The following is a 21203-nucleotide window of genomic DNA, read 5'->3' on the forward strand; positions in this document are numbered from 1 at the left end:
TCGGAACGGGGAGGGTGGAATCTTGGTAGCGGTCACAGAAAGGCGCGGCATCCCGAACTCGACGGAACTGGAACGGGATGCCCGGCGGGTCCATGAGGATGATCACGCCGTCTCCCCCGCGGAGATCGCGCTCGGCGTCGTTATCGGGCGCATGTCGGAGTTCTTCGACTTCTTCACCTATGCCCTCGCGTCGGTTCTGATCTTTCCCCGATTCTTCTTTCCGGACACCGATCCCACCTCGGCGATGCTGGCCTCCTTCGCCATCTTCTCCCTGGCCTTTATCGCCCGGCCGATCGGCTCATTCATCTTCATGGCCGTGGATCGCACCTATGGCCGGGGGGTGAAGCTGACCATCGCCCTTTTCCTGCTGGGCGGCGCCACCGCCGCGATCAGCTTCCTGCCCAGCTATGCCGAGAAGGGCGCCGCGGCTGTGGTGTCGCTGGCGGTGTTCCGCTTCTGCCAGGGCCTGGCCCTGGGAGGCGCCTGGGATGGCCTGGCCTCGCTCCTCTCGCTCAACGCGCCGCAGAACAAGCGTGGCTGGTATGCGATGATGCCACAGTTGGGGGCTCCCCTGGGCTTCATCCTGGCCGGCGCGCTCTTCGCCTTCCTCGCCACCACCTTGCCGGAGGCGGATTTCCAGGAATGGGGCTGGCGCTACCCCTTCTTCGTGGCCTTTGCCATCAACGTGGTGGCCCTCTTCGCCCGCCTGCGCCTCGTGGCCACGCGGGAATTCTCCTCCCTGCTGGAGCGTGAGGAGCTGGAGGCCGTCCGGGTCACGGAGATGCTGCGCGCGAACGGTCGCAACGTGCTGATCGGCGCCTTCGTGCCGCTCGACTGCTTCGCCCTGTTCCATCTGGTGACGGTCTTCCCACTGGCCTGGATCGTGCTGCACACGGACCGGAACGCGGGGAACTTCATCCTGGTGCAGATGCTGGGGGCCGCCCTCTGCGCGGTCACCGTGGTCATCTCCGGCCTCCTGGCCGACCGGATCGGGCGGCGGAAGCTGCTGGGGATCGGCGCCGTGCTGATCGGTGCCTTCAGCTTCATCGCCCCCTTCCTGCTGGGTGGCGGACGGAGCGGGGAGGAGACCTTCGTGCTGCTGGGCTTCGGCCTGCTGGGCCTGGCTTTCGGCCAGGCCAGCGGTGCCGTCGCCTCGAATTTCGAGCGCCGCTACCGCTACACGGGCTCGGCCATCACCTCGGACATCGCCTGGCTGATTGGCGCGGGCTTCGCGCCGCTGGTGGTGCTGGCCCTGTCCAACTGGTTCGGGCTGGCGGCGGTGGGCGCCTATCTTCTGTCCGGCGCGGTCTGCACCGTGGTCGCCCTGGCCACCAACCGACAGTTTGAGACGCGCGACCGGTAGGCCGGAACGGGGCCCCGTCCTGGGTCCCACCCCCCACTCGGCAGAAGATGAAAAACCCTCGGGAGAACCGTTCTCCCGGGGGTCCTTTTCTGTTCTGCCCGCGGACATGCGCCTCAGCGAATCGGGCTCGGAAACAGATAGAAAAAGGGGGAAGCAAAGCGGGAATGGTGGAGCTGAGGGGAATACCTCGGCCCTTCCGGATCAATATCTTAGCCCGGAAACCGCCTCTCCGCAGTCCCATGCAATCTCAACGGCTTACCCGGCCGCTGTAAACCGCAGATCCTCGCCAGACCACCGCGATGGGCAACGGAATACCACACTCAGCGCGGGTGCGGTAGCGGATTTGCTGGCGCAGCAGATCGAGACCCTGGCCAGGGAGCTGATCGGCACCGATCCCACCAGCCGCCGGCCCGGCACGCTCCGCTTCCGTTCGCGCGGCAGCCTCGCGGTGGCGACCGCCGGCGCCGAGCGCGGGAGCTGGTACGACCATGAGGCCGGTGACGGCGGCGATGCCCTGGCGCTGGTCGCGCACCTGCGCCGCTGCTCCATGGGCGAGGCCTATGCCTGGGCGCTGGAATGGCTCGGCATGGCGCGCGGTGCCCAGATACCGCAGCAGCGCCCCCTCCCTGCCGCCAAACCCCTGACCGCGGTGCGGACCCCTGACACCATCGACCTCGCGCGGCGCCTCTGGAGCGAGGCGGGGGCGGCGCCGGGGACGCTGGTGGAGGCCTATCTCGCTTCGCGCGGCCTGACGCTGCCCTGGGACGCGCCGCTACGCTTCCATCCGAGATGCCCGCGCGGTGGCGATCGGCTCCCCGCCATGCTGGCGTTGATGACGGACCCGGCCACGGCCGAGCCCTGCGGCGTGCATCGGACCTTCCTGGCCCCGGACGGGCGCGGCAAGGCGCCGGGGCAAGCGAAGATGATGGCGGGCCATGCCGGCGTCATCCGCCTGGTGCCGGATGAGGAGGTGCATGACGGCCTCGGCCTGGCCGAGGGGATCGAGACGGCGCTGGCGGTGATGCAGCGGATCGGCTGGCGCCCGGTCTGGGCCGCCACCAGCGCCGGCGGCATCGCCCGCTTTCCCGTCCTGTCCGGCATCGCCGCGCTGACGATCTTCGCCGATGCGGACGATGGCGGGGCCGGGATGGAGGCGGCCCGGAAGTGCGGGGAGGCCTGGAGCGCCGCGGCGGAGGTGCGCATCCTGGCCGCGCCGCCCGGTGAAGACTTCGATGACGCCTCGCGGAGGGCTGCCTGATGGACGGGCTGCCCCCCTCCCCCGAACAGGCCCTGGAAGCCGCCGGCGCCATCGTTACCCGCTTCGTGCCGAAGCCGGTCGGCCGGTTCCAGGTGCGGTCCTTCAACCAGTGCCGGGTGGATCACGCCAGCCGCTACCTGATCAAGGGCATCCTGGCGCCGCGCGACTTCGGGCTGATCTTCGGGCAACCCGGCTGCGGCAAGAGCCTGGTGGGGCCCCTGCTCTGCCACGCGGTGGCGGAGGGCCGGCGGGTCTTCGGCCGGCGGACCCGCAAGAGCCGGGTGCTCTACATCGCCGCCGAGGCCGGTGCCGACATGGAGGTGCGGTTCTGCGCCATGCGGGAGCGGTATGGCGACGTGGAGGGCCTGGACCTGATCGCGGTGCCGATCGACCTGCAGGACCAGAACAGCGGGGATCTCGAATACCTGCTGGCCGAGATCGCCCGGCTCAAGCCCGACCTGATCGTGGTGGACACCATCGCCGCAGCCTTCCCCGGCCTGGAGGAGAACGAGGCGCGGGACATGGGCCGGGCGGTGCGCATCCTGCGCAGCCTGACCGAGCCGTCCGGCGCGGCCGTGCTGGCGATCCACCACGCGCCGAAGGAAGGCAACACGCCGCGCGGCTGGGGCGGCCTGAACGGCGATGCGGACGTGACCATGCGTGTGGAAGGGCAGGACGATCAGCCCCGCAGCGTCACCTTCGGCAAGAACCGGAACGGCCCGAGCGGGCACGCCTTCACCTTCGGGCTGGAGCTGGTGGAGCTGGGCGAGGACCAGGACGGCGACCCGATCCGCCGGCCGGTGGCGGTGGAGCTGGACGAAGAGGACCGGCAGAAGCCGCGCGGCAAGCCGCTCAACGACAACCAGATGGGGTGGCTGCGGGACCTTCAGAGCCTCTTCGCCACGCCGGATCTGGCCGTGATCCGAGCCCCTGCTCCGGACGCGCGTGGGGTGCCGACCCTCACGCGAGATCAGCTCCGCGTGGGATTGCGTGAGGCGGGAAGGTTCGAGTTGGACCGAAACGGGAACCTGACGGAGAAAGACCGCGGCAAGCTCCGGGACATGCTCAATGCACTGAAAGATAAGGGAAAAATTGGCCTGTCTGCCGATCTGGTTTGGCTCCTATGACGGGCGACACCAGGCCACGTGTGACGCGTGTGATTTGCGTGAGAAACCGCGTGAGAAGTTTTCCGGGGTCCGCGTGTGATGCGTGTGACGCGTGTGGTCCCCCTTTAGGGGGGACCACACGCGTCACACGCGACGTTCGCCCCGCCATTCCGGCACTTGGAAGAGATGGCCGAGAGGGTGAGGAGGTTGAGCCCGAGCCATCGCGATCCTGAACGGTTCCACGAAGAGAAGTCCGAGCTGGCGGCCGAGCTGCGGCGCCTGGCGCGGCAGTGGAAGGCGGCGTGACCAGGGCGGGTCACGCCCCGCGACCCGCCCGCTCCCCCTCCCGGGGAGCGGGAGCCCTCCCCCTCCGGGTCCCTCTCCCGATCCGGGGCAATGCCGGTGGCAAAGGTGCACGAGTTGCCTAGGTACGACCCCGCCCTAGGGGGTTCCGCTTCCGCTTCGCGGAGAATGGCGGATAGCCGCCAGTTTTCGCCCCTCGGAGGGCCGTTCTAGCCGCGCGAGACAGGCGGAGGGGTTCCGTTTCGGGATGGCTGGCCCGGCCTGGGGGTTCCGGTTGATAGCGGCAACTCTGGACTTTCGGTGATCGTTCCTCCAATGTGCCGAAACCGCCGGACAGATGCCGTGTCCGTGCGGGGCTTGGCCAGGCCCACGCATCCATATGACAGGTATGACGGAAACCCCGATCCGCTTTCGCCCCAACCTCCGCAAGGCTTTGGAGGTCGTGCTATGGTGCGCCAGCAAGCGCGGCTCAGCCGACTTCCATACTGTGCTGAAGGTGCTGTTCGGTGCTGAGATCCAGCACCTGAACGCGTGGGGACGCCCGATCGTGGGGGATACCTTCCACGCCATGCAGTTCGGGCCGGTCGCTGTGGGCACTTACGAACTCATGAAGCGCGAACCTCTCGCGCTAGAGGCTCTCGGTGATCCAGATCCCCCCTTCAAGGTGAAGGGCTACACTGTGACCCCGCTTAGAGCCCCGGATCTGGAAGCCTTTTCCCAGAGTGAGCTTGACGCTCTGGAAGCTGGCTGGGTCGAGTTCGGTCACCTGCCTTTCATGAGCCGAACCGAGGTATCTCATCAGCATCCTGCATGGCAGCGCGCTTGGGATATCGGCCGCAACCGCATGGATTGGGCTGATTTCCTGGAAGGGGAAAACGCTACTCCTGAGGCCAGGGACGATTTGGCGGAAGTGGGGCTGGCGCTGCGACTGTGATCCTCCTGCGGCCTGGCGATGTAGTTGCGATCTTCGATGGCACGACCCGGCCGCCGAAGACCAAGCGCATAATTGCGGTCTCAGTTGGCGAAGGTTGGTTCCTGCGCATCAACACGAGATCAATCTGGCGGCCTCATCTGTCCATGACGGTACGCGCCAATCCCGGCTGTATCGAGCATGACAGCTTCATCGAGCTTCGCGGCCTTCTGGATATGGACATGGCCGGTCTAGCGGAGATGTTGGATCGTCAGGAAGCTGCGGTAATTGGCCGAATTAGCGCGGGAACAGCTCGCTCCATCATCCAGGCGGTGCAGACAACCCCGACCTTTCGTGCAACGGAAGCAGCTCGTATCGCCGAAGATCTGCGCATTTTAGCGGGTATTCCATAGCGGGAATTCCCGCTTTCGGGGGAAGGACAGGAGATAGCCGGATTTCCGGCTATCTGGTCAGTTCCGCCAAGTCTGCTTGAACTCCTGATCGAACCACATTTCAGCAATGTGGAGGGGCCCCATGGTCGCCCTGAATGTCAGGTAGTGCGAGTAGCCCTTCTCACTGAGCCATGATCTGAAATCGGAAAAGCTCGGCTGATCCGTCGGCGGTTCAACGATGCCGCATTCCTGCGCCCACTCGTGGCATAGGTGGCGGATCGCGCGTTCCGCTTCGTCCTTCTTCATGTCCGATCCCCCGGCAGCGCCTTGTCGATCAGCCGCCGCACCGCCTCCGGCCGGGTCGGCGCATCGTCCTGCTGAGCAATCCAGGCATCCAGGCGCGCGAGGGCGAGCGGCTGGAGGCGGACCCCTATTAGGGTCCCGGTCTGCGCCGGGCGCTTTTTCGTGTTATCACGAGCTGACGGTTCCATGCGCTGGTGATAACACGAAACGGCCGAGCAAGGAAGGTTGAAGCTCCCTGCCCGGCCTGACCACAACCGCTCACATCAGGAGCAGGCAATGGCTACCCGCGCCCATAGCACACTCGTGCCTAGAAGAAGACAGCCCCTCCCCACCGCAGGGAGGGTTCACGCCCAGGCGGGCGAAGTGCCATCAGAACACTTGGCTGATTTCCCACACCTTTTCCCCCAGAAGGGGGAAAACCTCCTGCTGCCGGTACTCCTCACCATGGGGCTTACCGATCCTGGCTTTCCGGTATCGCGTCGCGCTGACGCAAAACTCCGCCATCAGCTCCACGTCATCATCGAGCGTGCGCTGGCGCTGCTGGATGCCCTCGACGGCGATCCGGACCTGGAGCCGGAGGCGATCGAGGCGGAGGACGATGAGGCCAGCAACCAGCCGGTGACGCTGGCCCCGGCATGGGTCCGCCCGGTGGCGATCCGCTCGGCGCGTGGAGGGCACGCGTGATGGCCGGTATCACCAGAAGATCCATCGCCCAACTCGCGGCCGGCACGGCGGCGGTGAGCTTCGCCGGGACGCCAGCACATGCCGTCCCGCACCCCGATGCCGAGGTGCTGCGCCTTTGCGCCGAGTGGCACACCGCCAAGGCGGCCGGTGACGCCCTCTATACCCAGGTGAAGAGCCTGGAGGACGAGCGGCGGCTGGAAGACGAGATCGACGCCGCCACCGATTGGCTGATCGGGGTGGAGAAGGGCCTGAAGACCCTGCCCGCGCGCACCCTGGAAGGGGTGAAAGCCAAGGCGAGCGTGGCTCGGCGCCTGGGGAATTCCGACCGGATGGCCCATGCCGTCATCGCCGACCTCCTGGCCCTGGGGGATGTGGCGTGATGGCAAGCGCGGACAGAAGAGCGAGCCACGGCGGCCCGGCACGCCTGGCGCAGGACCTGCCCGCCCTCTGGGCACAATACGATGCCGCCCCCCTCCGGATGGACGCGATCAACGTAGCCTACGAGGCCATCGACGGCCAGGAGAACACCATCCTGGCTGCGGAGCCCCGGACTTTCGCCGACATCGTGGCAGTGCTGCTGATCAGCACGAGCCGCCTCTACGCCATGAGCAGCAGCGTGATCGATGATGACGATGGCCCCGCCCTGGAGATGCTGGGGGATGTGCAGGCGCGGGCGGTCCGCCTGCTGGCGGATCTGACGGGGTGTGACCTCCGGTCATTCGCCGCCACCAAATACACCCGGCACGGGGTGGCAGCGCAGGACGGCCCGGCGCCCTGATCGAGCGGAAGGCGCATGTAGCGTTCTACATTGACGATCTTTGGGTAGAATGTTATCTGTAGGTAGGATTCTACCATTGGATGCCACACATGCCCAAGATCGATAGCCTGCTGGAGCGCACGTACGGGTCGCCAGAGGTCATCATTGCCACCGGCACCCCGGCGGCGCGCTTCCAGCAACGCTTCAAGGAAAGCGACCTTCTCGACGTGCTTTCGCCTGGCGTGCGGATCGGAGGACGCCGTCAGTTCCATCTCTCAGATATCTACTTGCTGCGGTTGGTGGAGGCCCTGGCGGGCCAAAACCGCCTCGACGTGAAGCCGGCCATCGCCATCCTGCGCGAGTTGCTGGGGCACGACCTGGGGGGCACCTACGACTACCGCGCCTTGTTCGGCGAAACGCTGAGCAAGGACGAGTTCTCCAAGATCCACGTGTTGCGCCACCGGCACCCCAGTGAATGGCCCGCGGAATGGCACGACCGGAACGACAGGAATGCCCAGCCGAAAGATTTCCCCGCGCAGCACTGGCTTGTGGCGCGCAAGTACCCGTTCGGCTGGCGAACGGCGGTCGGACGAGACGTTTCCGGCGCCATCGGCTCTCTCCCACACCCCGCCCCCGGGAGCGAGGGTGAGCCGGACAGCTCGTTGGCCATCATCGTCAACATGACCGCCGAGCTGTCCCGCGTCGATAACGCGCTGGCTGAGATGAGCGACGATTGATGCCAGCCTTGGACGACATTCAGGCCCGCGTCAGCATCGGCGAGATGCTGCTGATCGGTGATGTCGGAACGGACATCACCTTCAAGGGTATCGAAGCCGCACTGCGCCCGTTTGCGAATGCCGGACGCCTGACACTGCGCATCAACAGCCCCGGCGGCTCCCTGGTCGAGGCCAATGCCATCTACAATTCCTTGCGCCGCCATCCAGCCCGCAAGACGGTGGTCGTGGAAGGTATCGCCGCGTCGGCCGCTTCCCTGATCGCCATGGTCGGGGATGAAATCGTGATGCCGGCCAATGCCTTTCTGATGCTGCACCATCCCCGCGTCATGACCGGAGGAACCTCTGCCGACCTGCATGCGCAGGCCGACGTGCTCGCTCGTATGGAGGAAGCCTGCATCGCGATCTACGCGCAGCGCAGTCGGCAGACGCCGGAGCGAGTGCGCGAACTAATGGACGCTGAAACCTGGTTGACGTCACAGGAAGCCGTTGCTCTGGGCTTCGCGGACCGCATTGAGGCGCCCCTTGAAGCACAGGCGCATTTCGACCTTTCCCGCTTCACCAATGTGCCGAATGGCCTCGCCAAGGCGGGCGCTTCGGCTGCCGTGAACCATCCGGCCGCTGCCCCCTCCAAAGACGAGACCCATATGACCAAGGAAGCCCAGGAACCGATCGGCTCCATCGCCGATCTTCGCCATCTCGCTGTCAACACGCTCGGACTGAGCGACAGCGATGTGCTGAACATCGCCACCAGCCGGCCCCAGGCGGAATGGCGTGAGGCCATGATGGACGCCAAAGCGGCGCGCTCGCCGGCCCGCCCCGCCGGCATCATCAGCCCCACGCTCGACAACCCGCAGACCCGTATGCAGGCGATGACGGGCGCCCTGTCTGCACGGATGGGCGGCAAGCTCCCCACCTCCTCCGATCCGGCTCAGGCTTTCATGGCGATGCCGGTCGTAGAGATGGCGCGGGAGCTGCTGGAGACACGCGGTGTCGCCGCGCGCCGCATGTCGCGAGATCAGGTGATCGATGCCACCATGAGCTTCGGCGCCCACACCACCAGCGATTTTCCCAACCTCCTGACCAACGCCGGCAATCGCGTTCTGGCAGATGCCTACACGGCGAACACCTCGCCCATCCGATCGGCTCTCTGCCGCGTGCGGGACGTGCCCGACTTCCGCAAGGTGACCAATGTGCGGCTCGGCGAGTTCCCTGTACTGGACAAGATCCCGGAGCACGCCTCCGTCCCGTTCGGATCGGTCGGAGAGGTCGCCGAAGGCTACAAGGTGGACACCCACGCCAAGCAGTTCGGGCTGACCCGCGAGGCGCTGGTGAACGATGACCTGGGCGCTTTCTCGAACATGGCCACCTGGGCCGGTAGCGCGGTCGCCGAAACCGAGGCGCGTGTTCTGGTAGCGCTGCTGACCGCAAACAGTGGCGCGGGGCCGACCATGAGCGACGGCAAGGCCCTGTTCCATGCCGACCACGGCAATGTCGCTGGGGCGGCTGGAGTCCTGGAACTGAACACCCTGAGCACGGGTCGCACCGCCATGCGCCGCGCCAAGGGGTTGGACGGCACCACCAGCATTGCCGTTGCGGCGAAGTACCTGCTCGTTGCCCCGGAGAACGAGACCAAGGCTGAGCAGATCCTGCTCTCGGCTTTCCTGACCAGCCCCACCGACAGCAGCGTGGTCCAGTTCAACCCCATGGTCTCGAAGATGGAGCTGCTGGTGGAGCCACGGCTGACCGCGCTGCCCTGGTATCTCTTCGCCGATCCCGCGCTGGGGGCCGTCTTCGAGGTGGCATATCTGGCGGGAAGCAACCGCGCTCCTGAGTTCAAGACCTTCGAGGCGGCCGATTTCCTGGGCTATCGCTTCCGGGTGGTGCATGACTTCGGCGCCGGCGTGGTCGGCTGGCGCGGCGCCTACCGCAACGCGGGGGCCTGACCATGGCCGAGGCGGATCGGAACCTGACAGCACAGGACATCCTGGCGACGATCCGCCCGGCTGACCTGATGCGCGCTGTGGCCTTGCTGGATCGCGCCGCGCTCCGCTCCACGCGGCAGTTGCTCAACCTTCCTCCTGACGTGCCCAGCAATGTGCGCGGCAAGATCCGAGGGCGGGCCAACCGTGCGCGCGAAAGCGCCACGATGCTGCGTCGGCTGGCGATGGCCATGGAGGAAACGGCGGAGACTGCATGAAGGGCGCCACCGCCATCCCCTACTGGCCGCGCATCCTCCGCCGGGAGAATGCCGCGGCCTATCTCGGCCTGTCCGCGTCCCTCTTCGACCGCGAGGTGGCGGAGGGCCGCCTGCCGCCCCCGGTGACCATCTGCGCCACCGTGAAGGGCTGGGACCGCCACACCCTGGACGCCTGGATTGACGAGCGCAGCGCCGCGCAGGATGCGCCGGCCAACGATTGGGACGCCTGATCCGTGACCGAGTTCCGCCTCCGCTACGTCCACCGGGTGATGAAGAAGGGCCGCGCCTACCACTACTTCCGGCGGCCGGGCGCCCCGAGCCTGACACTCCCCGGCCTGCCCGGCTCCCGCGAGTTCATGCGGGCCTACCAGGATGCCCTGGACAGCAAGCCGGCGGCGATCGGCGAGGACCGGGCGGCGCCTGGCACGATGGCGGCCGTGGCGGCGTCCTGGTACGGCTCGCACCGCTACAAGAGCCTGCGCCCCGTCTCCCAGCGCACCTACCGGCGCCTGCTGGAGGGCTTCCTGAAGAAGCACGGCGCGAAGAAGGTCGCCACCATAGAGCCGCGGCACCTCCTGGCCATCCTGGACGAGCACAGCGGCACGCCGGCGCAGGCCAACGCCCTGCTCAACGTCCTGCGCCTCCTGCTGCAATTCGCCTTCGAGCGGGGCTTGCGGCGGGACAACCCGGCCCGGGACGTGAAGCGCCTGCGCTACAAGAAGAAGCCCTACGCGACCTGGAGCAAGGCGGATATCGCGGCCTTCGAGGCGCGCTGGCCGCTCGGCACCCGTGCCCACCTCGCCCTGGCACTGCTGCTCTACACCGGGCAGCGCCGCAGCGACGTGATCCGGATGGGGCCGCAGCACATCCAGGAAGGCGGCGTGGAGGTCGTGCAGGGCAAGACGGGGGCCAAGCTGACCATCCCCATGCACGCGGCCCTGAGCGAGGCCATCGCGGCCCATGGCGGCACCGGCGCGACCTTCCTGATGACCCAGGCAGGCGAGCCGTTCACGGGGACGGGGCTCTACAACTGGTTCACCGAGTGCGCGGACAAGGCAGGGCTCCGTGAGGGCCTGTCGCCTCACGGCCTGCGCAAGGCTGCCGCGCGTCGGCTGGCGGAGGCGGGCTGCACCCCGCACCAGATCGCGGCCATCACGGGTCACCAGACCCTGGCCGAAGTGGAGAGGTACACGAGGGAGGCGAACCAGAAGCATCTGGCGAAGGCGGCCGTGACCCATCTGGGCCGGCCTCAACTGACCGTAACGTGAACAGCGATTGGAAACCGATGGCAGTCGGTTTCCAATCAATGGAGAAATCTAATGCAAGATCATAGCGCTAAGCGGGTAGGTGGTGGAGCTGAGGGGAATCGAACCCCTGACCTCCTCATTGCGAACGAGGCGCTCTCCCATCTGAGCTACAGCCCCATGCCCGCTAAGGCGAGGCGGCTTATCCATCACGACAGGGCCGCCGTCAAGCACCCCTCGCGCTTGCTCCGCGTGCCATGGCCCCATACACCCTGCCTCGGCACCTCGGCGCGCGGCCGATACGCAATCAACACCGGGAAGGCGACCTATGGCGGCATTGTTCTGGCTCGTGGATCAGATCATCGGGATTTACATCTGGGTCCTGATCGCCGCAGCCGTCTTCAGCATGCTGACCGCCTTCGGCGTCCTCGACACGCGGACCCGGCTGGTCTGGGCGATCGGCGATTTCCTTTACCGGATCACAGAGCCGGCCCTGGCACCGATCCGGCGCTTCCTGCCGAATCTGGGAGGGATCGACGTTTCCCCGGTCATCCTGATCCTGGTCCTGCAGGCCCTGCGGATCTTCATCGCCACCACGCTCTGGCGCCTGGCCTTCTAGGGCGGATTCCCTTCGCCTTGGCCCAGCCCAGCCGCCCTCCCAGCCGCTCTGGCTCTTCGATGGGAAAGCACCTCGACCCGAGGGGTATGCCTGCGCATGACGGGGGCCGGGAGCCGGTGGCGTGAGCGGGACCGGCGCCTCCTCCCCCCTCGCGTGGCGGCCTGTGCCGAAGGGGCTGGAACTTCGGGTGCGGGCGCAGCCCAAGGCGCGGAAACCCGGCATCACCGGAGTGGTGGAAGGCGCGGACGGACCGCGCCTGCGGGTGGCCGTCTCCCCGGCGCCTGAGGATGGCCGCGCGACCCGTGCGGTGGTGGAGGCGCTAGCCGAGGCCCTGCGGGTGCCGCCCTCCGCCATCACCTTGCTGGCAGGCGCGGCCTCGCGCGAGAAGACCTTCCGAATCGAGGGCGAGGCGGGGAGCCTCGCCGCAATATTGGAGCAATGGGCATGACTGCCACGATCCTCGACGGCAAGGCGCTGGCGGCACGCCGGCGCGCGGCGCTGGCGGAGCGTGTGGCCGGGCTCGGCTTCCGCCCCGGCCTGCGCGTGGTGCGGGTGGGCGAGGACCCGGCCAGCGGCGTGTATGTGCGCAACAAGGACCGGGCGGCGAAGGAGGCCGGGTTCGACAGCGCCACGCTGCAACTGGCGGAGGCCACGACCGAGGCGGAGCTGCTGGCGCTGGTGCGGCGGCTGAACGACGACCCGGCGGTGGACGGGATCCTGGTACAGCTTCCCCTGCCCGCGCATATCCGCACGGATGCCGTGCTGGACGCGGTCGATCCGGCCAAGGATGTGGATGGGTTCCATCCGGTGAACCAGGGCGCGCTGGCGCTGGGGCGGCCGGGGCTGGCGCCCTGCACGCCGCGCGGCGTGATGCTGCTGCTGGAGGAGGCGAAGGTCTCCCCGAGCGGGGCGCGGGCGGTGGTGGTCGGGCGCAGCACCATCGTGGGCAAGCCGGTGGCGGCACTGCTGCTGGCGGCCAATGCCACGGTGACGGTGGCGCATTCGCGGACCCGCGACCTGGCGAGCGAGTGCCGGCGGGCGGAGATCATCGTCGCGGCGGTGGGCCGGGCGCAACTGGTGCGCGGCGACTGGGTGGCCAACGGGGCCACGGTGATCGATGTCGGCATCAACCGTGGGGCGGATGGCAAGCTGGTGGGCGATGTCGCCTTCGGTGAGGTGGTGGGCCATGCCGGGGCGGTCACGCCCGTGCCGGGCGGGGTCGGGCCGATGACCATCGCCTGCCTGCTGGAGAACACGCTGGACGCGGCGCTGGCCCGGCGCGGAGGCTGACGGCGCGCGGGATGCGCGCCATCGATGCGCTGCTGGCGGGCTGCTTCGTCCTGATCTGGGGCGCGGCCTTCAATGCCGCAAAGGTCGTGGTGTCGGACTGGCCGCCGCTCTGGGCGCTGGCGGTGCGCTTCACGCTGACGGCGCCGTTGCTGCTGGGGCTGATGCTGCTGCGGCGGCATCACCTGCCGCGCGGGGCGGACCTGTTGCGGGTGACGGGGATGGGGCTGCTCGGCACGGGCGGCTATCTGGCGCTGTCCTGGTCGGCGGCGACGCATGTGGCCTCGGGGATCACGGCGCTGATCTCGGCGTGCTCGCCGCTCTTCGTGGCGATGGGCGAGGTGCTGTTCCTCGGGCAGCGGCTGGGGCCGATGGCCTGGGGCGGGCTGGGGCTCGGCTGGCTGGGCGTGGCGGTGCTGGGGATCGGGCGCGCGGGGGCCGGGCTCGGGGCTGGCGAGGGGCTGGGCTTCGCGCTGGCGCTGTGCGGAGCGCTGGCGCAGGGGGCGGGCATCCTGCTCTTCGCGCCGGCGCGGGGGCGGGTGGATCTCTGGGCGGCGAGCTTCGGGCAGTCGGCGGTGAGCGCGGGGCTGCTGGTCCTGGCGGGGGTGCTGGAGGGGGCGCCGCCGGTGGCGATCGCGCCGGCCACAGCGCTGGCGCTGGGCTACTGTATCCTGCTGTCCGGGGTGATCGGCTATGGCATCATGTTCGCGCTGTTCCAGCGGCTGCCGGCTTCCACGGTGACGGCGCTGCAGCTTCTCGCGCCGCCGGTCGCGGTGCTGCTGGGCTGGGGCTTCCTGGGGGAGCGGCTGGGGTGGAGCGATCTGGCCGGCGGGGCGGTGACGCTGACCGGACTGCTGTTGCTGCTGCGCGCGCGGGTGCGGCCGGCGGGGCGGGGCTGAGCGCCCGCCCGGGGCGAAGGGTTGCGTGCGGGCGGGGGCGTTCATGCTTCGTTAAACATGAGGGCATAGGAACGGGGCATCGCCAGGAGGGCAGGTTGAGATCCTTCGAGAGGATCGGCCATGCCCGATTCCGCCTGGCGTTCGCCGTGCCAGTTCCCGTTGCAGGCATGCCGCCCGACGTGGCGGCCGCCGGGCTGGTGGTTGCCGCATTGGGCGTGGCGGCTGCTGATGATGGCGATCGCCTTCGTGTGGCTGCCCAACGGGGGCTGGAAGCTGGCGATCATGGGCGGCCTGGCGCTGTGGCCGGTGGTGAACCGGGCTGTCGTGCTGCTGGCCCAGGGCTGGGTGCGGCGGCTGGGTCCGCCGGACCCGGATGGGTGGCAGGGGTGGTAAAGGGCGCCCTGCCCCGTGTCATGCCGCCGCGCGGGAGATATGGGGCGCGATCGGTCCAATAGTCCCGCGCGTGAGGCCGGGCCGCGAAAGCCGGGGCTTTCGCGGCCCGGGATCAGAGGGCGCCGCCCTTGCGGCCGGCCATGGCGCCGAGGCGCAGGCGGAGGGCGTTCAGCTTGATGAAGCCCTGGGCGTCGAACTGGTCGTAGGCGCCCTGGTCTTCCTCGAAGGTCACATGCTTCATCGAGTAGAGGCTGTTGGGCGAGCGGCGGCCGGTGACGATGGTGTTGCCCTTGTAGAGCTTCAGGCGGACCTCGCCGCTGACGCTATGCTGGGACTGGTCCACCAGGGCCTGGAGCATGCGGCGTTCCGGCGAGAACCAGAAGCCGTTGTAGACCAGCTCGGCATAGCGGGGCATCAGGCTGTCCTTGAGGTGGGCGGCCTCGCGGTCCAGGGTGATGCTCTCCATCGCGCGGTGGGCGACGTAGAGAATGGTGCCGCCCGGGGTCTCGTAGCAGCCGCGGGACTTCATGCCGACGAAGCGGTTTTCCACGAGGTCGAGGCGGCCGATGCCGTTCTCCTTGCCGAGCGCGTTCAGCCTCGTGAGCATCGCGGCCGGGGAGAGGGCCTCGCCGTTGATGGCGACGGGGTTGCCCTGGTCGAAGGTGATGGTGATTTCCGTCACCTTGTCGGGGGCGTCCATGGGGCTGATGGTGCGCTGCCAGACGACCTCGGGGGGCTCGTCCCAGGGTTCCTCCAGGACCTTACCCTCGCTCGACGAGTGCAGGAGGTTGGCGTCCACGCTGAAGGGGGCCTCGCCGCGCTTGTCCTTGGCGATGGGGATCTGGTGCTGCTCGGCGAACTCGATGAGCTTCGTGCGGCTGGTGAGGTCCCATTCGCGCCAGGGGGCGATGACCTTCACGTCGGGCTTGAGGGCGTAGTAGGCGATCTCGAACCGGACCTGGTCGTTGCCCTTGCCGGTGGCGCCGTGGGAGACGGCGTCGGCGCCCATCTGTTCCGCGATCTCGATCTGGCGCTTGGCGATCAGGGGGCGGGCGATGGAGGTGCCGAGGAGGTACATGCCCTCGTAGAGCGCGTTCATGCGGAACATCGGGAAAACGAAGTCGCGGACGAACTCCTCCCGGAGATCATCCATGAAGATGTTCTCTTCCTTGATGCCCAGGAGCTTCGCCTTGTCGCGGGCCGGGCCGAGTTCCTCACCCTGTCCCAGATCGGCGGTGAAGGTGATGACCTCCGCCCCATAGGTCGTCTGGAGCCATTTCAGGATGACCGAGGTGTCGAGGCCGCCCGAATAGGCCAGCACAACCTTCTTCACGTCCTTCACACGCATTTCGCCGCCGGTCCTTGCTGAATGGGAATGCGAGGGCCGGTTTAGGCCCGTGCGGTGCGGCGGGGCAAGGCCGCGCGGGGCGCGGTTCATGGCCAGGAGAGGCGGACGGAGCGGGGGATGCGGCGGCGGCCGCCGGCGGTGCGGGCGATGGCCATCAGGGAGCGGAGGTTTTCGCGCGTCAGCGGCAGGGTGCGGAGCAGGCGGGCGACGGTTTCGGACAAAAGGGGATCGGGGAGCAGCCAGGGGGGCGCGGGGAGCGCCGCGCGGAGGCCGAGGCGGCGGATCAGGATGAGAAGGGGCATGCCGCCGAGGCGCGCGGCGAGGCGGGCGGCGCGGCAGATGGCGTGTTGCAGCAGGCGGAGGGGGTGGGAGGGGGGTGCATCCGCCAGAGCGCGGAGGAGGCGGTGCCAGAGGCCGGCATGGGTGAGGCGACGGAAGAAACGGGCGACGGTGTCGGGGCGGCCGTAGTGCGACGGGAGGGAAGCCCAAGGGGCGCCGGGGGTGGCGGCGTGGTGGAAGATGGCCTCCATCCGCGTGCGGAGGGAGGCGGTGCGGCGGCCCTGGGGGGCGAGAGGGGGAGGTGCGGAGCGAGGGCGGTCCAGGCGGGGTCGGAGAGGGTGGGGGGCATATGCAAACCTAGAAGCAACGCAAAATCCATACAGGAATTAAGTCCTATAATCAACAAAAATTAATCATTGCGGATTCGATTCTACGACTCAGAATTTATAAGATCATGTGTGCCCATTCCCAGGAGGAAAACATGCGTCTCAGAGTATTATTTATGACAATAATGTCGCTTGGGTACATTACTCCAAGATCGGCACATGCTGAATCTTTGATTTCAGCTTGTGCTAACGCAATAACATATACAACCATTGCAACGGCAGATGACTTGGCATTACAATACGCTTATCTTAAAATGAAAGTGGATAATTCCACATCATCGAACAATCCAGGGGGTGGAATAACGGTACCTATCTACGGCGTACCATTTACCCTTGGATACCAAGATGCTGTTTCGAGAACAAGAGATTTGTCTCAAACACTTGGTATTAATTGGGATATGCAAAAATCGTCAGCATATTTGGCGCGGTATGTCTCCGCTTCAAGTAATGAAGCGTTCAAGGATTGTGTATCGAAAGTGATATCAAGCAATCCACCTATTGCAATCGAAGTCCTTCAAGCAACAGAATCATTCGTCAGCTTAAAATTTCATATTGGCAAACAGCCAGCAGCAACCGCCCCATTAATTTTTAATGTCCAGTCAAATGGTAATTTCGCGCGCGGTTTACAGCGGGAGTGGACTGTTGCTGGCGGTGAACCGACGATCATCATTTCGCGCAGAAATCTTGCTACAGATTTAATGGTGTCAGCCCAGGTTGTCAATCAAGGAAGGGAATTGGGCAGCGAGGATATTGTCTTTCCACCATTCATTTCTACAACAACCAATTCAAAGCAAAATATCCGATACTCCAATCCAAGTCAGGCATCTTGCGGCAACCAGAGTGGACGTGCTCAAGAAGGATGGGGTGATCGGGTCAGTTTAAGTGCTGAAGAGGGCGAAATTTTTGATATTGCACGCATATCAGACGAAACTGTTTCGATGAAGAACGGCCGGGCAGACAAACCTTTTAGCAATACCGAATATCACATGGATATTATCGTAAAAGATCAACGGTTTATAGTTGCCGCCGCGTGGTGCAAACGGTGGAGTGATGAGCTTTATCAATGGACAGGTCGAATCAAAGTTCCATCCATAACCTATAGTTATGTAACGCAAGCCCCTGTCAACAATGGAGTTGATACAAATCAGATGTTTCCTGCCGCACAACTTAATTGATAAATGACACAAACCTCGAGGGCGTCCTTGTTTTCAAAGTATCACATAGAAAAGAATTGCAAGGTTGATTAAAGGGCACACTTTAATTTGGGTGAATCTAGGCAATCTGTTCAAGTTCAATTATTTAATTCTATTCTACACTTATTGTTTTGTCTAACGGGAGGTCCAGGAACCTCAGGTTCCTGGCGGATGGGGGTTCGGGGGCAAGGCGGAGCCTTCCCCCGAGGACGGCGCGAGGCCGGAACACCCCCTCCCCTCCCCCAGCGCAACACGCCCCAGCCTCAATCCAGCGGATCAAACGGAAACCCCACCGGCAGCAGGGCGCCACGATGGGCGGCGATGGTGCTGTCCAGGAAGGCGACGGCGGCGCGGAGGCGCGGGCTGCGGCGCAGGTCCTCGTGGAAGAGAAGCCAGAGGGGGAGCGGCGTCATGGCGCGGGGGGCGGGCAGGCGGCGCAGGCCAGGGTCGGATTCGCCGGAGAAGCAGGAGAGGAGGGTGGCGCCGAGGCCGGTGCGGGCGGCCTCCTGCAAGGCGTGCATGGAGTTGGCGCGGAGGATGATGCGCTCCGGCGGGATGAGGTCGGCCAGGTGGCGGTGGATGGCGGCGTGGCTGACGCTGTCGCCATAGGCGAGGAAGGGCTGGTCCTCGAAGGGGCGTGGGTCGTGGGCGGCGGCGTAGAAGGCGAAGGCGAGGCTGCCGAGGCGGCGGGCGACGATGCCGGGGGTGTCGGGGCGGGAAAGGCGGAGGGCGAGGTCGGCCTCTCTGCGTGAGAGGTCGAAGGCGCGGGCGTCGCCGACGAGTTCGACCTGGAGGCCGGGGTTCTGGGCCAGGAAGGGGGCGAGGCTGGGGGCGAGGAGCGACGTGGCGAGGTGGGGGGTGGTGGTAAGGCGGATGGTGCCGGTGAGGCCGGTGGGGGCGCCGTCGAGGCGGCGGAGGAGGCTGGTGACCTCGGCCTCCATGCGTTCGGCGGCGGCGAGGAGCTGTTCGCCGGTGGGGGTGGGGGTGAAGCCGTCCGGGGTGCGGGTGAAGAGGGGGGTGTCGAGGCCGCGTTCGAGGGATTCGAGGCGGCGGGCGATGGTGGTGTGATCGACGCCGAGGCTGCGGGCGGCGGCGGAGAGGGTGCCGCCGCGGCGCAGGGCGAGGAGGGTGCGGAGGCGGTCCCAGTCCGCGAGGGCGCGGTCGGGGCGGGGCGGCTGGGCGGGCGGGGATGGTGCGGGCGGGGGTGTGCGTTTCTGCGCGGGCATTGTGGGAAGAGGCACGTTTCCTGTGCGGCTGTCCACGACCATGGTGTGGGGTGTGTGAGACAGCAATGGAGCGGTCCGATGGCACAGGTGCCGGTTTGGTTACGGGGCGGGGCGATGCTGGCGGGGACGGCGGTGGCCTGGGGCGGGATGTTCGCGGTGACGAAGCCGCTGATGGGGGTGGTGGACCCGTTCACGCTGACGCTGTTGCGGTACGGGGTGACGGCGCCGGTGTTCCTGGCGCTGCTGGTGCTGGTGGAAGGTGTGGGTGCGCTGCGGCTGGAGGGGCGCGGGTGGCGGCTGTGGTGGCTGGGGACGCTGGGGTTTGCCGGGTTCGGGGTGCTGGCTTTCCTGGGGCTGCGGGTGGCGCAGCCGGAGCATGCGGCGGTGATCCCGGCGACGATGCCTTTGATCGCGGTGGCGGTGGCGGCGTGGCGGGCGCGGCGGTGGCCGGCGGGGCGGGTGCTGCTGGCGGTGGCGCTGGGGCTGGCGGGGGTGGTGCTGGTGGTGACGCGTGGGGCGCCGCTGGCGCTGGTGCATGGCGGGGCCGGGCGCGGGGAGGCGCTGATCTTCGTGGGGGCGTCGTTGTGGGTGTTCTACACGCTGGGGGCGGCGGCTTTCCCGGGGTGGTCGGGGCTGCGGTACACGGCGCTGAGCTGTTCGCTGGGGGTGGTGAGCATCCTGGCGCTGGACGTGGCGGCGTTTGCCGGCGGCTGGGCGCGGTGGCCGGGGGTGCGGTGATGGCGGGGGCCTGGCCGGAGCTGGGGTATCTGATCGGCGTGGCCTCGGTACTGGGGGTGCTGGGGTGGAATGCCGGGATGCGGGCGATGGGCGCGGCGCGGGGGGTGTTGTTCATCAACCTCGTACCGGTGACGGCCTTCGCGATCGCTGTGGCGGGCGGGCGTGTGCCGGTGGGGGCGGAGATGGCGGGCGTGGCGCTGGTGATCGCGGCGCTGGTGCTGAACAGCCTGGCGGGGGCGCGGGGTGCCGGGGCAGCGGCGCGGGAGGTGGTGCCGGCAGTGGCGCGGTGCGGGGCGGGGGCGGCCGGGGGCCGGTGAGCGTGCCGCTTCGAGGGCCGGTCCGGGGCGTGGTGGGGCGGTAGGGTCCCTGCCCGGCCGGCCTTGGGTGGCCGCCCGGGTGGGACCCGGGCGGCGTGGGGTTGGTCAGCCGGCGCTGGTGATGTTGTTGGCCTTGACCACCTGGCCCCAGCGGGCGTGGTCGCTGCGGACGAGCTTGTCGAAGCTTTCGGGCGTGCCGCCGCCGGGTTCGTCGCCCTGGCTGGTGATGCGCTCGCGCACGGTGGGGTCGGAGAGGGCCTCGTTGAGGGCGGCGTTGACCTTGGCGACGACCTCGGGCGGGGTGCCGCGCGGGGCGGAGATGCCGATCCAGGAGCTGACGATGAAGTCGTCGAGGCCCTGTTCCTTCGCCGTGGCGGCGTTGGGGAAGGCGGGGACGCGGTTCTCGCTGGTGACCATGATGGCGCGGATCTGGTTGGCCTTGACGAAGGGCGCGACCACGGAGGCGGCGTCGAACATCATGGGGAAGCGGCCGGCGATGAAGTCCTGCATGGCGGGGCCGGAGCCGCGGTAAGGGATGCTCTGCATGGCGGGCAGGCCGGCGCGGGCGCGGAAGAGTTCCGAGGTGCAGTGGGAGAGGCTGCCGGCGGAGGCGATGCCGTAGTCGGGGATGTCCTTCTGGGCTTTCACCCAGGCGGTGAATTCCTGGATGTTGCTGGCGGGGACGGAGGGGTGGACGCAGAGGACCATGGCCGAGCGGAGGGCGAGGCCGATGTTCACCATGTCCAGCGGGTTGACGGTCATGTTGGGGAAGGTGTGGGGGTTGATGGCCATGGGCGAGGAGTTGGAGGGCATCAGGGTGTAGCCGTCGGGCTTGGCGCGGATGACGGTTTCGGTGGCGAGGTTGCCACCGGCGCCGCCGCGGTTCTCGATGACGACGGTCTGGCCGAGGGCCCTGGCGAGGCCGGGCTGGACGATGCGGGCGGCGAAGTCGGTCTGGCCACCGGGCGGGAAGCCGACGACGAGGGTGATGGGGCGGGTGGGCCAAGTTGCCTGCGCGCGGGCGATGCGCGGGGCGGCCAGCGTGGCCGCGATGGGGGTGGCCAGGGCGGCGAGGCCCAGGGTGCGGCCGAGGGCGGCGCGGCGCGAGAGGTCTTGGGATGACATGCGCGGTTCTGTCTTTCTGTCCTGGACGGGGCCGGTGGGTCCGGCCTTGTTCGCGGCCGCCTGATTCGGCGGGGCGGTACGGGCGCATCATTACGAAAATTGCATGAAACGTCCATGCGTTCCCGGTGTGGCGGGGCGC

At 67.3% G+C, this 21203-nt stretch carries 26 protein-coding genes and 1 tRNA gene; 21 read left to right on the plus strand and 6 right to left on the minus strand.

The features are described from left to right. Positions 1 to 22: 22 nt before the first annotated feature. From MVG78_RS01460 to MVG78_RS01480, 5 genes are all read left to right on the plus strand, one after another. On the plus strand, positions 23 to 1363 hold the full coding sequence (locus MVG78_RS01460; protein WP_247557614.1) for an MFS transporter: 1341 nt from the start codon (positions 23 to 25) through the stop codon (positions 1361 to 1363). Between the two features lie 343 nt (positions 1364 to 1706). After that, positions 1707 to 2621, plus strand: coding sequence for a DUF7146 domain-containing protein (locus MVG78_RS01465; protein WP_247557616.1), 915 nt, complete (start codon positions 1707 to 1709; stop codon positions 2619 to 2621). Beyond that, entirely contained in the window at positions 2621 to 3748 is a 1128-nt protein-coding gene (locus MVG78_RS01470; RefSeq protein ID WP_247557618.1) for an AAA family ATPase, read from the plus strand. The genes MVG78_RS01465 and MVG78_RS01470 overlap by 1 nt, the downstream gene beginning before the upstream one ends. 670 nt (positions 3749 to 4418) lie before the next feature. Continuing rightward, positions 4419 to 4964 carry a Panacea domain-containing protein gene (locus MVG78_RS01475; protein ID WP_247557620.1) on the plus strand — a complete coding sequence of 182 codons (546 nt, stop codon included), beginning with the start codon at positions 4419 to 4421 and terminating at the stop codon, positions 4962 to 4964. Continuing rightward, positions 4961 to 5353 (plus strand): hypothetical protein, encoded by a 393-nt coding sequence (locus MVG78_RS01480; RefSeq protein WP_247557622.1) that lies wholly within the window; start codon positions 4961 to 4963, stop codon positions 5351 to 5353. Before MVG78_RS01475 ends, MVG78_RS01480 begins: the two co-directional genes overlap by 4 nt. A 57-nt stretch (positions 5354 to 5410) precedes the next feature. Here the strand turns inward: MVG78_RS01480 and MVG78_RS01485 are convergent, their stop codons facing one another. Next, entirely contained in the window at positions 5411 to 5638 is a 228-nt protein-coding gene (locus MVG78_RS01485; protein ID WP_247557624.1) for a hypothetical protein, read from the minus strand. Between the two features lie 441 nt (positions 5639 to 6079). On the opposite strand from MVG78_RS01485, the gene MVG78_RS01490 reads away from it, so the two are divergent. From MVG78_RS01490 to MVG78_RS01525, 8 genes are all read left to right on the plus strand, one after another. Beyond that, positions 6080 to 6319: a hypothetical protein gene (locus tag MVG78_RS01490; RefSeq protein WP_247557626.1), complete on the plus strand. Its 240-nt coding sequence runs from the start codon at positions 6080 to 6082 to the stop codon at positions 6317 to 6319. Next, positions 6319 to 6699: a hypothetical protein gene (locus tag MVG78_RS01495; protein ID WP_247557628.1), complete on the plus strand. Its 381-nt coding sequence runs from the start codon at positions 6319 to 6321 to the stop codon at positions 6697 to 6699. Before MVG78_RS01490 ends, MVG78_RS01495 begins: the two co-directional genes overlap by 1 nt. Then, positions 6699 to 7097: a hypothetical protein gene (locus MVG78_RS01500; RefSeq protein ID WP_247557630.1), complete on the plus strand. Its 399-nt coding sequence runs from the start codon at positions 6699 to 6701 to the stop codon at positions 7095 to 7097. The genes MVG78_RS01495 and MVG78_RS01500 overlap by 1 nt, the downstream gene beginning before the upstream one ends. Before the next feature lie 89 nt (positions 7098 to 7186). Next, positions 7187 to 7813 (plus strand): hypothetical protein, encoded by a 627-nt coding sequence (locus MVG78_RS01505; protein ID WP_247557632.1) that lies wholly within the window; start codon positions 7187 to 7189, stop codon positions 7811 to 7813. Positions 7814 to 7821: 8 nt separating this feature from the next. Further along, positions 7822 to 9756, plus strand: coding sequence for a head maturation protease, ClpP-related (locus tag MVG78_RS01510; protein WP_247557634.1), 1935 nt, complete (start codon positions 7822 to 7824; stop codon positions 9754 to 9756). 2 nt (positions 9757 to 9758) lie between these two features. After that, positions 9759 to 10010, plus strand: a complete 252-nt coding sequence (locus tag MVG78_RS01515) for a hypothetical protein (protein WP_247557636.1) — start codon at positions 9759 to 9761, stop codon at positions 10008 to 10010. Continuing rightward, entirely contained in the window at positions 10007 to 10240 is a 234-nt protein-coding gene (locus MVG78_RS01520; protein WP_247557638.1) for a helix-turn-helix transcriptional regulator, read from the plus strand. Before MVG78_RS01515 ends, MVG78_RS01520 begins: the two co-directional genes overlap by 4 nt. A gap of 3 nt (positions 10241 to 10243) precedes the next feature. Further along, positions 10244 to 11278 (plus strand): site-specific integrase, encoded by a 1035-nt coding sequence (locus MVG78_RS01525; protein WP_247557640.1) that lies wholly within the window; start codon positions 10244 to 10246, stop codon positions 11276 to 11278. Between the two features lie 80 nt (positions 11279 to 11358). Here MVG78_RS01525 and MVG78_RS01530 read toward each other — a convergent pair. Then, positions 11359 to 11434, minus strand: a tRNA-Ala gene (locus MVG78_RS01530). A gap of 148 nt (positions 11435 to 11582) precedes the next feature. Here MVG78_RS01530 and MVG78_RS01535 point away from each other — a divergent pair. From MVG78_RS01535 to MVG78_RS01555, 5 genes are all read left to right on the plus strand, one after another. After that, positions 11583 to 11873 carry a YggT family protein gene (locus tag MVG78_RS01535; RefSeq protein WP_247557642.1) on the plus strand — a complete coding sequence of 97 codons (291 nt, stop codon included), beginning with the start codon at positions 11583 to 11585 and terminating at the stop codon, positions 11871 to 11873. A gap of 121 nt (positions 11874 to 11994) precedes the next feature. Further along, positions 11995 to 12321, plus strand: coding sequence for a DUF167 domain-containing protein (locus tag MVG78_RS01540; RefSeq protein WP_247557644.1), 327 nt, complete (start codon positions 11995 to 11997; stop codon positions 12319 to 12321). After that, positions 12318 to 13163 carry a bifunctional methylenetetrahydrofolate dehydrogenase/methenyltetrahydrofolate cyclohydrolase FolD gene (gene folD / locus MVG78_RS01545; RefSeq protein ID WP_247557646.1) on the plus strand — a complete coding sequence of 282 codons (846 nt, stop codon included), beginning with the start codon at positions 12318 to 12320 and terminating at the stop codon, positions 13161 to 13163. The genes MVG78_RS01540 and folD overlap by 4 nt, the downstream gene beginning before the upstream one ends. A gap of 11 nt (positions 13164 to 13174) precedes the next feature. Then, positions 13175 to 14059 (plus strand): DMT family transporter, encoded by an 885-nt coding sequence (locus MVG78_RS01550; protein WP_247557648.1) that lies wholly within the window; start codon positions 13175 to 13177, stop codon positions 14057 to 14059. Positions 14060 to 14179: 120 nt separating this feature from the next. After that, a complete protein-coding gene (locus MVG78_RS01555) occupies positions 14180 to 14452 on the plus strand; it encodes a hypothetical protein (RefSeq protein WP_247557650.1) in 273 nt (90 codons plus the stop codon). A 112-nt stretch (positions 14453 to 14564) separates the two neighbouring features. Here MVG78_RS01555 and MVG78_RS01560 read toward each other — a convergent pair whose 3' ends face one another. Continuing rightward, positions 14565 to 15800, minus strand: coding sequence for an argininosuccinate synthase (locus tag MVG78_RS01560; protein WP_247557652.1), 1236 nt, complete (start codon positions 15798 to 15800; stop codon positions 14565 to 14567). A gap of 86 nt (positions 15801 to 15886) precedes the next feature. After that, positions 15887 to 16330 carry a transposase gene (locus tag MVG78_RS01565; RefSeq protein ID WP_247557654.1) on the minus strand — a complete coding sequence of 148 codons (444 nt, stop codon included), beginning with the start codon at positions 16328 to 16330 and terminating at the stop codon, positions 15887 to 15889. A gap of 230 nt (positions 16331 to 16560) precedes the next feature. Here MVG78_RS01565 and MVG78_RS01570 point away from each other — a divergent pair, with 230 nt between their 5' ends. After that, a complete protein-coding gene (locus MVG78_RS01570) occupies positions 16561 to 17640 on the plus strand; it encodes a hypothetical protein (protein WP_247557656.1) in 1080 nt (359 codons plus the stop codon). 281 nt (positions 17641 to 17921) lie between these two features. On the opposite strand, the gene MVG78_RS01575 is transcribed toward MVG78_RS01570, so the two are convergent. Next, positions 17922 to 18899: a LysR family transcriptional regulator gene (locus MVG78_RS01575; RefSeq protein WP_247557658.1), complete on the minus strand. Its 978-nt coding sequence runs from the start codon at positions 18897 to 18899 to the stop codon at positions 17922 to 17924. 63 nt (positions 18900 to 18962) lie between these two features. Between MVG78_RS01575 and MVG78_RS21445 the strand changes: the two genes are divergently transcribed. Continuing rightward, positions 18963 to 19622 (plus strand): DMT family transporter, encoded by a 660-nt coding sequence (locus MVG78_RS21445; protein WP_282615035.1) that lies wholly within the window; start codon positions 18963 to 18965, stop codon positions 19620 to 19622. Continuing rightward, complete coding sequence (locus MVG78_RS01585; protein ID WP_247560567.1) at positions 19622 to 19939, plus strand: hypothetical protein; 318 nt, start codon at positions 19622 to 19624, stop codon at positions 19937 to 19939. Before MVG78_RS21445 ends, MVG78_RS01585 begins: the two co-directional genes overlap by 1 nt. 105 nt (positions 19940 to 20044) lie before the next feature. Here MVG78_RS01585 and MVG78_RS01590 read toward each other — a convergent pair whose 3' ends face one another. Further along, entirely contained in the window at positions 20045 to 21064 is a 1020-nt protein-coding gene (locus MVG78_RS01590; protein WP_247557660.1) for a Bug family tripartite tricarboxylate transporter substrate binding protein, read from the minus strand. Between the last annotated feature and the right edge of the window lie 139 nt (positions 21065 to 21203).

Origin of the sequence: Roseomonas gilardii subsp. gilardii (genome assembly GCF_023078375.1) — a bacterium.
Lineage (GTDB): Bacteria > Pseudomonadota > Alphaproteobacteria > Acetobacterales > Acetobacteraceae > Roseomonas > Roseomonas gilardii.

Coding starts and splice junctions, on each gene's coding strand:
- MVG78_RS01470 (WP_247557618.1), top strand. CDS start 2,621: ATGGACGGGCTGCCCCCCTCCCCCGAACAGGCCCTGGAAGCCGCCGGC.
- MVG78_RS01475 (WP_247557620.1), top strand. CDS start 4,419: ATGACGGAAACCCCGATCCGCTTTCGCCCCAACCTCCGCAAGGCTTTG.
- MVG78_RS01485 (WP_247557624.1), bottom strand. CDS start 5,638: ATGAAGAAGGACGAAGCGGAACGCGCGATCCGCCACCTATGCCACGAG.
- MVG78_RS01490 (WP_247557626.1), top strand. CDS start 6,080: ATGGGGCTTACCGATCCTGGCTTTCCGGTATCGCGTCGCGCTGACGCA.
- MVG78_RS01495 (WP_247557628.1), top strand. CDS start 6,319: ATGGCCGGTATCACCAGAAGATCCATCGCCCAACTCGCGGCCGGCACG.
- MVG78_RS01500 (WP_247557630.1), top strand. CDS start 6,699: ATGGCAAGCGCGGACAGAAGAGCGAGCCACGGCGGCCCGGCACGCCTG.
- MVG78_RS01505 (WP_247557632.1), top strand. CDS start 7,187: ATGCCCAAGATCGATAGCCTGCTGGAGCGCACGTACGGGTCGCCAGAG.
- MVG78_RS01515 (WP_247557636.1), top strand. CDS start 9,759: ATGGCCGAGGCGGATCGGAACCTGACAGCACAGGACATCCTGGCGACG.
- MVG78_RS01520 (WP_247557638.1), top strand. CDS start 10,007: ATGAAGGGCGCCACCGCCATCCCCTACTGGCCGCGCATCCTCCGCCGG.
- MVG78_RS01535 (WP_247557642.1), top strand. CDS start 11,583: ATGGCGGCATTGTTCTGGCTCGTGGATCAGATCATCGGGATTTACATC.
- folD (WP_247557646.1), top strand. CDS start 12,318: ATGACTGCCACGATCCTCGACGGCAAGGCGCTGGCGGCACGCCGGCGC.
- MVG78_RS01550 (WP_247557648.1), top strand. CDS start 13,175: ATGCGCGCCATCGATGCGCTGCTGGCGGGCTGCTTCGTCCTGATCTGG.
- MVG78_RS01555 (WP_247557650.1), top strand. CDS start 14,180: ATGCCCGATTCCGCCTGGCGTTCGCCGTGCCAGTTCCCGTTGCAGGCA.
- MVG78_RS01560 (WP_247557652.1), bottom strand. CDS start 15,800: ATGCGTGTGAAGGACGTGAAGAAGGTTGTGCTGGCCTATTCGGGCGGC.
- MVG78_RS01565 (WP_247557654.1), bottom strand. CDS start 16,330: ATGGAGGCCATCTTCCACCACGCCGCCACCCCCGGCGCCCCTTGGGCT.
- MVG78_RS01570 (WP_247557656.1), top strand. CDS start 16,561: ATGCGTCTCAGAGTATTATTTATGACAATAATGTCGCTTGGGTACATT.
- MVG78_RS21445 (WP_282615035.1), top strand. CDS start 18,963: ATGGCACAGGTGCCGGTTTGGTTACGGGGCGGGGCGATGCTGGCGGGG.
- MVG78_RS01585 (WP_247560567.1), top strand. CDS start 19,622: ATGGCGGGGGCCTGGCCGGAGCTGGGGTATCTGATCGGCGTGGCCTCG.
- MVG78_RS01590 (WP_247557660.1), bottom strand. CDS start 21,064: ATGTCATCCCAAGACCTCTCGCGCCGCGCCGCCCTCGGCCGCACCCTG.